Annotated in this window: 11 protein-coding genes and 1 riboswitch; of the genes, 7 read left to right on the forward strand and 4 right to left on the reverse strand. The window is 67.1% G+C overall.

Annotation, left to right across the window (positions count from 1 at the left end; translation table 11 throughout):
• Window positions 1-17 precede the first annotated feature (17 nt).
• From NDK18_RS17270 to NDK18_RS17290, 5 genes are all read left to right on the forward strand, one after another.
• Window positions 18-1,493 carry a GTPase gene (locus tag NDK18_RS17270; RefSeq protein WP_250624119.1) on the forward strand — a complete coding sequence of 492 codons (1,476 nt, stop codon included), beginning with the start codon at window positions 18-20 and terminating at the stop codon, window positions 1,491-1,493.
• A 60-nt stretch (window positions 1,494-1,553) separates the two neighbouring features.
• Complete coding sequence (locus NDK18_RS17275) at window positions 1,554-2,183, forward strand: YceI family protein (RefSeq protein ID WP_250624120.1); 630 nt, start codon at window positions 1,554-1,556, stop codon at window positions 2,181-2,183.
• Complete coding sequence (locus tag NDK18_RS17280; RefSeq protein ID WP_250624121.1) at window positions 2,167-2,745, forward strand: cytochrome b; 579 nt, start codon at window positions 2,167-2,169, stop codon at window positions 2,743-2,745. Before NDK18_RS17275 ends, NDK18_RS17280 begins: the two co-directional genes overlap by 17 nt.
• Window positions 2,742-3,293, forward strand: a complete 552-nt coding sequence (locus NDK18_RS17285; protein WP_250628494.1) for a YceI family protein — start codon at window positions 2,742-2,744, stop codon at window positions 3,291-3,293. The genes NDK18_RS17280 and NDK18_RS17285 overlap by 4 nt, the downstream gene beginning before the upstream one ends.
• A gap of 127 nt (window positions 3,294-3,420) precedes the next feature.
• Window positions 3,421-4,674: a GTP-binding protein gene (locus NDK18_RS17290; RefSeq protein ID WP_250628664.1), complete on the forward strand. Its 1,254-nt coding sequence runs from the start codon at window positions 3,421-3,423 to the stop codon at window positions 4,672-4,674.
• Window positions 4,675-4,864: 190 nt separating this feature from the next.
• On the opposite strand, the gene NDK18_RS17295 is transcribed toward NDK18_RS17290, so the two are convergent.
• Entirely contained in the window at window positions 4,865-5,095 is a 231-nt protein-coding gene (locus tag NDK18_RS17295; protein WP_250628495.1) for a glutaredoxin family protein, read from the reverse strand.
• Between the two features lie 41 nt (window positions 5,096-5,136).
• Here NDK18_RS17295 and NDK18_RS17300 point away from each other — a divergent pair, with 41 nt between their 5' ends.
• Together NDK18_RS17300 and NDK18_RS17305 are read left to right on the forward strand one after the other, a co-directional pair.
• Window positions 5,137-6,519 (forward strand): L-serine ammonia-lyase, encoded by a 1,383-nt coding sequence (locus tag NDK18_RS17300; protein ID WP_250624124.1) that lies wholly within the window; start codon window positions 5,137-5,139, stop codon window positions 6,517-6,519.
• Between the two features lie 83 nt (window positions 6,520-6,602).
• Entirely contained in the window at window positions 6,603-8,249 is a 1,647-nt protein-coding gene (locus tag NDK18_RS17305; protein ID WP_250628496.1) for an APC family permease, read from the forward strand.
• On the opposite strand, the gene NDK18_RS17310 is transcribed toward NDK18_RS17305, so the two are convergent.
• The 3 genes from NDK18_RS17310 to metX are packed head-to-tail and all read right to left on the reverse strand — an operon-like array spanning window position 8,250 to window position 11,517.
• Window positions 8,250-9,308 carry a homoserine dehydrogenase family protein gene (locus NDK18_RS17310; RefSeq protein ID WP_250628497.1) on the reverse strand — a complete coding sequence of 353 codons (1,059 nt, stop codon included), beginning with the start codon at window positions 9,306-9,308 and terminating at the stop codon, window positions 8,250-8,252.
• Window positions 9,305-10,489 (reverse strand): cystathionine gamma-synthase, encoded by a 1,185-nt coding sequence (gene metB / locus NDK18_RS17315; protein ID WP_250624127.1) that lies wholly within the window; start codon window positions 10,487-10,489, stop codon window positions 9,305-9,307. Before metB ends, NDK18_RS17310 begins: the two co-directional genes overlap by 4 nt.
• Entirely contained in the window at window positions 10,486-11,517 is a 1,032-nt protein-coding gene (gene metX, locus NDK18_RS17320) for a homoserine O-succinyltransferase MetX (protein ID WP_250628498.1), read from the reverse strand. Before metX ends, metB begins: the two co-directional genes overlap by 4 nt.
• 80 nt (window positions 11,518-11,597) lie before the next feature.
• A riboswitch (SAM riboswitch) is annotated at window positions 11,598-11,712 on the reverse strand.
• Window positions 11,713-11,838 lie beyond the last annotated feature (126 nt).

Here is an 11,838-nt window from a genome sequence, read left to right on the forward strand (position 1 = left end):
AATAAAGGTGCAAGCCCATGCGCCTAGGGCGGCTGTTTGCCATGGTGGCGGTCGCGGCGATGGTGCTGCTGTTGCTGCTGATCGCCACACGGGCGATCACGCTGGCACGCGAGGTGGCGGCGTTACCGGCGGCCTGGCAGTGGGCGATCGGCGTGCTTGTGGTTGCGGGCTTCGCCGCCATCGGCGCCGCCGCGTGGTGGCTGTGGCGCCCGGCGCGTCCGCGCCCTTCGCGCGTCGTGCCTGACCGGCCCGCCTTGCAGGCACGCATCGAGGCGCTGGAGTCCGGTGGCGCGGCGGCGCCCGGGGCTCGCGCGGAACTGGCCGAACTCGACCGCAGGCGCGAAGGCGGACAGGTGCACGTCGCGGTGTTCGGCGATATCTCGATGGGCAAGTCCAGCCTGGTGCGCGCCCTGGTGCCCGGTGCCGATGCCGCCATCGGCGTCGCCGGCGGCACCACCAGGGATATCCGCCTGCACCAGGGCGAGCGCGATGGCAGCGCCTGGGTGTTGGCCGATGTCCCGGGCAACCGAGAGGCCGGTGGCGAAGCTTTCGAAGCCAGCGCCCGGGAGGAAGCCCTGCGCGCGCATGCCGTGATCTACGTATGCACCGCCGAACTCACCCGCACCCAGGCAAGCGACGTCGCCTGGCTTGCCAGCTTCGGCAAACCCACGGTGGTGGCCCTGAACAAGGCGGACGAACGCAACGCCTCGGAACTGAAGCTCGTGCTCGGGCGGTTGCGCACGCAACTGCGCGACAGCGCCGACGCCGTGGTGCCGACGATAGCCGGCGGCACGGAAGTATTCGTGCGCGAACTGCCCGACGGCCGCAGCGAGCGCGTCGAGCGCACGCGGCTGCCCGATACGCATGAGCTTGCCAGGGTCCTGGACCGTCTGCTCGGGCGTGGCGTGCAAGCGCTGGAACCGGCGCGAGAGAAAGCCGTCTTCGCCTCCCTGGACACCCGCCTTACAGCATCCGAGGCGGCCGCCCGCGAGGCCCAGGCCGCGCGCATCGTGGCGCGCTATGCCCGTCGCGCCGTGGTTGGCGCGATGGCGGCGGTGGCACCGGGCAGCGACCTGGTGATCCAGGGCGTCATTGCCACCGGCATGGTGCGTGCACTGGCCGACCTTTATGGGGTGAGCGCAAGCCAGGTGCAGGTGGACGACTTCATCCGCCAGGCCCGGCTGACCCTTCGCTCGGGATCGTCCATCGTGCTTGCGGTGGCCGGTAATGCGCTGAAGGCCTTCCCGGGCCTGGGCACGCTGGGCGGCGGCCTGCTGCATGCGTTTGCCTATGCCCTGATCTTCGACAGCATGGGCAAGGCACTGTCGGCCTCGCTGGCCGAGCGGCATGCACTGGACCATGACGATGCCAACGAACGGCTCAAGGCATGGCTCGCCGACCGCAATGGCGAGCGGGTGAAGGCACTGGCGGCGATGGCGGCCGAGGCCCTGCGCGAATCGGCCGGCCCCGGCAGCAGTGTTCAGCCAGGATGACAATGCGTTCATGAAGCGGTGGGTGGCGGTGCGGTGGGCAGCAAGGGCACACTGGGAGGCATGATCGTTTCCAAGTCCCGTATCGCGATGCTGCTTCCTGCCCTCCTGACGGCAGCTTTCGCCTGCACCGCAACCGCCGCACCCGTGGCGTACCAGTACGATCCGGTGCACAGCCAGGTGGTCTTCAGCGTCGATCACAATGGCTTCTCGCGCTCGTTCGGACGGTTGCACGTGTCGGGCAAGCTTTCCTTCGATGCAACCAACTGGAGCGATTCGTCCACTCACGTGGTGATCGATACCGCCGGCGTGGACATGGGCGATGCGAAATGGAACGACGCGGTGCGCGGCAGCGACCTGTTTGCCGCTTCCCGTTTTCCCACCGCCACGTTCGACAGTACGTCGGTCGAAAAGACCGGTGACGACACGGGCGTGTTGCATGGCCAGCTCACCTTGCGCGGGGTACGCCTGCCGGTGGATATCCCCTTCCGCCTGAATCGTAACGCGCGCACCATCTACGGCATGCACGACGTGGCGGGCTTCTCGGCGAACTTCACCCTGGACCGCACCCTCTTCGGCATGAAATCCAATCCCAATTCCATTGGCCGCTCGGTTACCGTGTGGCTTGAGATCGAAGCCATCCGCGGCGACGACGCCGGCAGCAAGGAGCCTGACCGTGGCACTGCGCAGTGATGATTCGCGCTGGGGTACCGGCGCACGATTCTTCCATTGGCTGATGGCGCTGGCCATCCTCGGCAACGGTATTTTCGGACTGTGGATGACTTCGCTGGCGCCGTCGCTGGCGAAGATCAACATCTTCGCACTGCACAAGTCGATCGGCCTGACCGTGCTTGCCTTGTTCCTGCTGCGCCTGGCCTGGCGCATGGGCGACCGGCGTCCGCCGGACGAACCCGCTCCCGCCTGGCAACGGCTGGCAGCCCACGTGACACACGGCTTGCTTTACGTGCTGATCGTGGCGATCCCGGTGTCCGGCTGGGTGTTCAACTCGGCCCACGGTTATCCGCTGCAGTGGTTCAAGCTGTTCAACCTGCCGCCGCTGGTGGCCAAGGACGACCAGCTCATGCACGTGGCCGTACTCGTGCACGAATACCTGTTCTACGCCCTGTTGCTGGTGCTCGTTGCGCATGTCGGCGCCGCGCTATGGCACCATTTCATCCTGCGCGACAACGTCCTGCGGCGCATGCTGCCCTTCGGACGCCCGCGCAAGGTTCCCCCGTCAGGAGACCCCTCATGAATCGCACCATCCTTGCCCTCGGCCTTGCATTCGCGCTCGCGCCCCTCACGGGCGTTGCCGCCGACTACAACGTACAGCCAGCCAGCACGCTGGGCTTCACCGGCACGTTCCAGGGCGCCACCTTCGACGGCAGTTTCAACAAATTCAACGCAGCAATCAGTTACGACCCGGCGAACCTTGCCGCGTCGAAGTTCGATGTAACGGTGAACCTGGCCAGCGCCACCACCGGCGACAACGATCGCGACCATGCACTGCCCAGCGCCGATTTCTTCGACACGGCGAAATTCCCGCAGGCCCACTTCGTGACCACTAGCTTTGCCAAGGCCGGCAATGGCGTGGTGGCCAACGGCAACCTCACCTTGCATGGGGTAACCAAGCCGGTACAGTTGAAAGTCACCTTCACGCAGGGCTCGGGTGCAGCCTCGCTGGACGTCGCCACCGTGATCAACCGCCTCGACTTCGGCGTAGGCAGCGGTGAGTACAAGGACACCTCGACCATCGGCAATGCGGTGAAGGTGAACGCGCACCTGTTGCTGCAACCGAAGTAAAGCCGCCCACGTGGACCTGCGTTCGGTCTGGCGGCGGTGGCGCCGGTTGGGCCACTCCCCAGCGACCGACCCAGCTGTCGCCGATGCCGGGATCAGAGTGAATACTCTGACCCCCAACCATGACGGCATGGCGCGATCGCTGCAGGAATTGCTCGACGATCCAGGCATTCCACCGGCAGTGAGGCAGGAGCTTGCTGCCGATTTCGCGCGCGTCGCCTCGATGCTCGACAAGCTGCAACGCGACGAATTGCACGTGGCGGTGTTCGGCCGCGTCTCGGCGGGAAAATCCGCGCTGGGCAACGCCCTCCTGGGCCGCCAGGCCTTCGAAGTGGGTGTGCTCCATGGCACTACGACCGAAGCCGAGCCAGCCCGGCTGGATGAAGCAGCCAGTGGCGGTTTGGTGCTGATCGACACACCAGGCATCAACGAGCTCGGTGGCGAAGCACGTGAAGCACTCGCAGTGGACGTGGCCCAGGTGAGCGACCTGGTGGTGTACGTGGCCGATGGCGACCTCACCCGTGACGAACTCGATGCCTTGCGCGCGTTGTCGGCCACCCAGCGTCCCGTGCTGTTGGCGTTGAACAAGGCCGATCGCTATGCCCCGGCCGAGCGCGAGGAATTGCTTGCGCACCTGCGTTCCCGTACGGCGGGCATGGTGCGGCCCGAAGACGTCATCGCCGTCTGTGCGCTACCCGCACCGCTGCGGGTGATGACGGCTTCAAGCCTTGAATCGACCGTGCCCCAACCGCCGGACGTCGACGCCCTTCGTACCCGCCTGCTGGATATCGCCCGACGCGACGGCAAGGCGCTCAACGCGATCAACGCGGGCCTGTTCGCCGGCCGCCTGGTCGACCAGGTGGGCCAGCGCATCGCCGCCAGCCGCCGCGAGCTGGCCAGCCGCGTCATTCGCCAGTACTGCCTGGCCAAGGGCGTCGCGGTGGCGCTCAACCCCATTCCCGTGGCGGACCTCCTGGCCGCGGCGGGCCTGGACGCGGCCATGGTGGTGCAGCTTTCGCGCGTCTACGGCATGCCGCTGACGCGGGCCGAATCCGGCCGGCTGGTGGCCACCGTGTCGGCGCAGCTGATCGCCCTGATGGGCGCGATCTGGGGCATGCAGCTGGCGGCCTCGGCGCTGAAAGGATTGAGTGGCGGGTTATCCGTAGTAGTCACCGGCGCCGCCCAGGGCGCACTGGCCTGGTATGCCACCGTATTGATCGGCCGCGCCGCCGAACGGTACCTGGTGGCAGGAAAATCCTGGGGCGAACACGGCCCCAAGCGCGCCGTCGCCGAGGTGGTGGCAGGCCTGGACCGCGATTCCATCCTGCGCGAGGCCCGCGAAGAAATCCTCCGCCGCCTCCGCCGCGACCCCGCACTACCCTAACCCTCCTCCGCCACTCCATTCCGCTCCGTTCTCCCCATTCCCTTCCCGCGGCCCACCGTGACGGTTCGGGGAGCCGGCGGGGATCGTTTTCAGAACGCTTCCGCAGGGAGGCAAAGCCGACCGAGGACTTAGTGAAGAAAACGATCCCCGCCGGCTCCTCCCCCGCACGCCTCACGCCGCCGGCTTAAGGCTAACGCTGCAGAAAGTGGCGCAGGGTCGATTCGTCGAAGGGCCAGTCCATCTCGCGGCCGTCGCGACAGTCGCGCAGCACAGGCACGCGGGAGCCATAGGCCTCTTCAAGCACCGGATCGTCATCCACCCAGGCACTATCGAAGTCCGGTGCCCGTACCGCCGCCATCAGGGCCAGGGCCTGGTCGCAAAGTTTGCAGTAATCCCGCTGGTAGAGGACGAAATCTGTCATGCGCGTAGAATAACGTCCTTCCCCGCCCCAGTTGCTTCCCCATGGCAGTCAGCGTCTTCGACCTCTTCAAGATCGGCATCGGACCGTCTTCGTCCCATACCGTCGGCCCCATGCGCGCCGCCGCGCGCTTTTGCGAGCACTGGCTGGCCGAAAAGGGCGTGCTCGACCGCGTCACGCGCGTGCGCTGCGAGCTCTACGGATCGCTGGCCATGACCGGCCGCGGCCATGGCACCGACAAGGCGGTGCTGCTGGGCATCGAAGGGCAATGGCCCGACTCGGTCGACCCCGACCAGATCGACGCCACGCTTGCCCGCATCCGTAAAAGCAAACGGATCAACGTGCTGGGGCGGCACGAGATCGACTTTGACGAAAAATCCGACCTGGTGTTCAACAAGCGCCAGAAGCTGCCCTTCCACACCAACGGCATGCGCTACAGCGCGTACGACGCCCAAGGCAACGAAGTGGCCACGCGCGATTATTACTCCGTCGGCGGCGGCTTCGTGGTCAATCACGACGAGGCCGCCGAAGACCGCATCGTGGCCGATACCTCCGAGCAGCCGTACCCCTTTTCCAGTGGCGATCAACTGCTGGCGTTGTGCGAGGCGAACAAGCTCACCATCGCCCAGCTGATGATGGCCAACGAGAAAATCTGGCGCAGCGAGGCGGAGATCCGAGAGGGCCTGCTCACGCTGTGGACGGCCATGCAGGACTGCGTCAACCGCGGCCTGCGCTCGCCCGGCGTGCTTCCCGGCGGCCTGAAGGTGGTGCGCCGTGCGCCGCGCATGGCGGCAGAACTGCGCGACCGCCCGGAAGCTGCGCTGAAGGATCCGCTGAGCATCCTTGACTGGGTGAACCTCTATGCCCTGGCGGTGAATGAGGAAAACGCCGCCGGCGGCCGCGTGGTCACCGCGCCCACCAATGGCGCGGCCGGCATCGTGCCGGCGGTGCTGCACTACTACGACCGCTTCTGCCCCAGCCACGACACCGACGGGGTGCTCAATTTCCTGCTGACGGCCGGAGCCATCGGTATTCTTTATAAGGAAAACGCCTCGATTTCCGGCGCCGAGGTCGGCTGCCAGGGCGAAGTGGGCGTGGCCTGCTCGATGGCCGCCGGCGGCCTTACCGCGGCGCTGGGCGGTAACATTTTCCAGGTCGAGAACGCCGCCGAGATCGGCATGGAACACAACCTGGGCCTGACCTGCGACCCGATCGGCGGCCTGGTGCAAATTCCCTGCATCGAGCGTAACGCGATGGGCGCGGTCAAGGCCATCAACGCCAGCCGCATGGCCATGAAGAGCGACGGCAAGCACCGCGTATCGCTGGACAAGGTGATCGCCACCATGCGCGACACCGGCCGCGACATGAAGGATAAATACAAGGAAACCTCGCGCGGCGGCCTGGCGGTCAACGTCATCGAGTGCTGATCCCCCCGGCGGTCCGGTCCTGACATCGGGACCGGGTCCTGTCATGATCCCGGCCTTGTGCGTCCACCCCGCAAGGAATCTCGATGTCCCAATCGACCGGAATACGCCGCGAAGTCGGCCCCTTCGCCCTGATGCTCACGGGCTTAGGGTCGATCATCGGCTCAGGCTGGCTGTTCGGCGCATGGAAGGCCGCGGGGCTGGCCGGCCCCGGCGCGGTCTGGGCGTGGGTACTGGGCGCGGCGATCATCATGACCATCGCCCTTACCTATGCGGAACTGGGCGCGATGTTCCCCGAGTCCGGCGGCATGGTGCGCTATAGCCACTATTCCCACGGTTCGCTGGTCGGCTTCATCGGCGCCTGGGCCAACTGGATCGCCATCGTCTCGGTGATCCCGGTGGAAGCGGAAGCCTCGGTACAGTACATGGCCTCGTGGAAGTGGCAGTGGGCGAAAGACCTCTACATGCACATCCCCGGCGGCCACGGCGAACTGAGCGAGCTGGGCTTGGGGATCGCCGCCGTGCTGGTGGTGATCTACTTCCTGGTCAATTTCTGGAGCGTAAAGCTGTTTGCGCACTCCAATACCGCCATCACCATCTTCAAGCTCGTCGTGCCCGCAGCCACGGGCGTCGCCCTGATCGCCAGCGGATTCCATAAGGAGAACTTTTCCGTTGGCATCCACGGCGGGGCGCACGCGATCGACTTCGCGGCGGTGCTCACCGCCGTCGCCACGGCGGGCATCGTCTTCAGCTTCAACGGCTTCCAAAGCCCGGTGAACCTGGCGGGCGAGGCACGTAACCCAGGGCGAAGCATTCCGTTCGCGGTGCTGGGCTCGATCGCCCTTGCCGCCGTCGTCTACGTGCTGCTGCAGGTGGCCTACATCGGCGCGGTACCGCAGGATCTGCTGGCCAAGGCCGGCTGGAACGGCATCGACTTCAGCTCGCCGTTCGCGCAGCTGGCCGTGATCGTGAATCTGCACTGGCTGGCCATGCTGCTGTACGCCGATGCCTTCATCAGTCCCAGCGGTACCGGCATCACCTATACGGCCACCACCGCCCGCATGCTCTACGGCATGGAGCGTAACGGCACGCTGCCGAAGCTGCTTGGCCGCCTGCATCCGAAGTGGGGCGTGCCGCGCCCGGCGATGTGGCTGAACCTGGCGGTGTCGTTCCTGTTCCTGTTCAAGTTCCGCGGCTGGGGAACCCTGGCGGCGGTGATCTCGGTGGCGACGATCATTTCCTACCTGACCGGCCCCGTCAGCGCGATGACACTACGCCGTACGGCGCCGGACATGACGCGCCCGTTCCGCCTGAAGGGCCTGGCCGTGGTGGCGGGGCTCGCCTTCATCTTCGCCACCGAGCTGCTGTACTGGGCGCGCTGGCCGCTCACGGGCGAGATCATCCTGCTGATGGTGGTGGCCCTGCCGGTGTACCTGTACTACCAGTACAAGCAGGGCTGGCACGACTTCGGCCGGCAGCTGAAGGGCGCCTGGTGGCTGATCTTCTACCTGCCCTCGGTGGCCGCGCTGTCGTGGGCCGGCAGCACCACTTTCGGCGGCATGGGCTACATGTCCTACGGCGTGGACCTTCTCGTGGTGGCGGTGGTGGGCCTGGTGTTCTACATCTGGGGCGTGAAGTCCGGCTGGCGCACGCCGAGCGTGGACGAAGCTCGGGCCGAAGCCCACAACGAAGCACGCGACCACGGCCCGCACGTGGTGCAGCCGCGCGCCTGATCAGGCGTACAGCACGTCACCCAGCAGGGCCTGCGCGGTGATCTCAGGTCCCGCGCCCGGCCCCTGGATCACCAGCGGCTGGGCGTGGTAACGGGTGGTGGTAAGAGCGAACTGGTTATCGGTGCCCGTGAGCCGCGCTGATGGATGGTCGCGAGGCACTTCCACCAGCCCGACACGCGCCCTGCCCCGCTGGTTCAGCCGGGCCAGGTAGCGAAGCACGCAGCCACGCGCCGCCGCCCTGGCATGCCGTTCGGCCAAAGGCGCATCCAGTTCCGCGGCCCGCTGCAGGAATTCCTCGGTAGATACGCCCTGAAGCGACACCGGCACCACGCTTTCGATTTCCACTTCGTCGTGGCCCAGCGCGAAGCCCGCCGTGCGCGCGATGATCAGGAGCTTGCGGGCGACATCCTCGCCGGAAAGATCCGAACGCGGGTCGGGCTCGGTATAACCCTGCCGTCGGGCCTCGTGCAGCAGGGCGGAAAACGCCTGCTTGCCGTCGTACTGGTTGAACAGCCACGACAGGGAGCCGGAAAAAACCCCTTCCAGCGTGAGCAGGCTGTCGCCGCACTGGCGAAGGCGCCGGAGAGTGGACAGCACGGGAAGCCCGGCGCCCACGGTGGCGGCATCGCCATAGCGATCGCCCGCACCTGCCGCCTGCAGGGCACGCCAGCTGTGCAGTTCCCCGCCGGCGGAGGCCTTGTTGGCCGTGACCACGTGGTAGCCCGCATGCAGCCAGCGGGCATGCTGCGAAGCCTCGCGGCTGCAGGCAGTGGCGTCGACGATGACGCGACGGGACGCGCCGCTGGCGTCGAGGGTCGCCAGCAGCGCGTCGTCGTCGCGTTCGCCGCACTCGGCTGCCAGCCGCTCACGGACATGCGCCGGGGCGAGCCCGGCGGCGTCGGCATGCTGCCGACGGGAATTGGCCGCGCCCACCAGGTGCAAGCCATGGGCCGCGGGGGTTTGCAACAGGCGTAGCAGGGCGCTGCCGACTACGCCCGTGCCCAGCAAGACGATGGCCTTGCGCGCAGGGCCGGAGCTCGTCGCCAACACCGCGCTCATGCACCGACCCGGCGTTTGGGCTGCTTGGCCTGCGCGCGCAGCAGCGCGGCATCGAGGTCGGCGATCAGGTCGTCGCCATCCTCGATGCCCACCGACAGGCGCAGCAGGCTGTCGCTGATGCCGGCCGTGCGGCGGGCCTCGGGCGCCATCGATGCGTGCGTCATCGACGCCGGGTGCGCAATGAGGCTTTCCACGCCACCGAGCGACTCGGCCAAGGAAAAGTATTCAAGGCCATCGACAAAGGCGCGGATGGCCGGTTCGTCGCCATCGAGTTCGAAGCTGAGCATGGCACCGAAACCCGATTGCTGGCGCGCGGCCAGCGCATGCTGGGGATGATCGGTGAGTCCCGGGTAATACACTTTGCGCACTACCGGATGCGCATCCAGGCGCGCGGCAATCAGGTGGGCATTTTCTTCATGTGCCCGTAGCCGTACCGAAAGCGTGCGCAGGCCGCGCAGGGTAAGGTAGCTGTCGAAAGGAGCCCCGGTCAGGCCATTGCAATTGCCCCACCACTTCAGCTGCTCGGCGATGGCCGGGTCGCGGGCAATTACCGCGCCGCCGACCACGTCGCTATGGCCGTTGATGTACTTGGTGGTCGAGTGCAGCACGATGTCCGCACCCAGGGTGAGCGGGCGTTGCAGGGCCGGCGAAAGGAAGGTGTTGTCCACCAGTACCAGTGCACCCACGGCGTGCGCTGCCTGCGCCACGTGGCGGATATCGGTGATGCGCAGCAGCGGGTTGGAAGGCGTTTCCAGCCATACCAGCGCGGGCTTGGCCGCCAGGCCCTCGGCCAGCGCCTGGGGATCGGTCAGGTCGGCGAAGCGCACCTGGAAACGGCCCTTCTTTGCCCAGGCATCGAGCAGGCGCCAGGTGCCGCCGTAGCAATCGTGAGCCGCCAGCACCGTGGCGCCGGCAGGTACGATCTCCAGCGCCAGTGCCACCGCGGCCATGCCGCTAGCCGTGACCACCGCCCCCACGCCTTCTTCCAGCTCCGCCAGCGCTTCGGCCAGAAGGTCGCGGGTGGGGTTGCCGCTACGGGAATAATCGTAGCGGCGCTTGTTGCCGAAGCCCTCGAAACTGTAGTTCGTGGACAGGTGCAGCGGCGGGACCACCGCGCCGTGCTGCGTATCGCATTCGATGCCGGCGCGGACGGCGCGGGTACGGGGGCTGGTCGGGCTCATGCATATTCTCCGTGACAACATTCCAGGGCCTCGCGTACGAGCGGCGCCAGGCGGGTGGTTTCCTTGAGGAAGGCATCGTGGCCGTAGGGCGACTCGACCACATCGAGGCTGGCGGTGCCGCCCAGGCGGCGTTGCAGTTCGCAAAGGTCCGCCAGCGGCACCAGGCGGTCGGACGGGAAGCCGACCAGCGAGGTGGGCGTACGCACCCGTTCGGGGCTGATGTCGTGCAGGTCGATCGACTCGGACAGCGCCAGGAAACGGGTGGCATCGAAGCGGGCGACGAAACTGCGGCCGGCGTGCTCGAGGTAGTCTTCGACCGGGAAGTGGAAGCGGCCTTCGCGCAGCTCAGGGCCGGCGGCGAAGCGGCGGGAAAATTCCTCGGCGCCGCGGTAGGTGGTCATGGCCAGCTGGCGGGCCAGGTTCAGGGCCTGATCCACCTGGCCCGATTCCAGGCCCAGGCGGACGATGCCGCGCTGCACCGAGCGCTGCGCCGTGGCCAGCGGGTGGGGCCGGTGCGCGCCGGCCAGCGCGACCAGGCGGCGGAGCTTGCCCGGATGGCGCGCCGCGAAGGCCAGGCCCGTCATCGCGCCATAGGAAGCGCCGACGAAAGCCAGCACGCGGCCAATCCCCAAGTCGTCGACAAGCGCGGCCAGGGCATCGGCCTGGTCTTCGCTCGACACCGCCGAAGCGCCAGGAAGGTCAGCCGGCACCAGGTAGTCGATGCTCAGTACCCGGCATTGCGCGAGATCAATGGCCGCGCCCTCGCCGACCAGCTCGCTCCACCAGCCGTTGGCCTGGCCCGGGCTGGCGCAGACGTCGCGATCGGCCGAGATCCCGCCCTGCACGATGACCGTGGGCGCGCCCGGCGCACCCGTCCAGAGATAACGGACCGTGGCGCGGCAGGCGCCCTGGCCGTACTTCGGCTCCAGGTGGACCTCGCGACTGCCCCGCTGCGAGGAAAAATCGCAACGCGGCGGAGCGGTAACCGTGGCGGGAATGGGAAAAACCGTGGCGGGTTCAGCGGGCATGCAAGGCTCCAGTAAAAGCTCGAGCTCTTGCGAAGCGCCGGAGGCTGCCAACCGGCCACGGGAACCCCGCGCCAACGGCATCCTCATCTATCGGCTTGCGCCAGGCGGCGCTCCGCAGGAGTTGGCACCGTCGCGGTATTCCCGCAGGTTGCCCCGGCTTCAAAGGGCCTGTCCCTCAGCCGGTCTCGATGAGTGGTCCTGAGGCTACGCCCCATCCGTAGCGTTGTCAACGGACGTCTGGACGTCTAAACGGCTGGACTTCCATGCCATCACCCAAGTTTCGTGCCCGCCGGTAGCCTTCCGGCCCCGGACAGCCTACGA

This window comes from Pinirhizobacter soli (genome assembly GCF_015905305.1).
Lineage (GTDB): Bacteria > Pseudomonadota > Gammaproteobacteria > Xanthomonadales > Rhodanobacteraceae > Pinirhizobacter > Pinirhizobacter soli.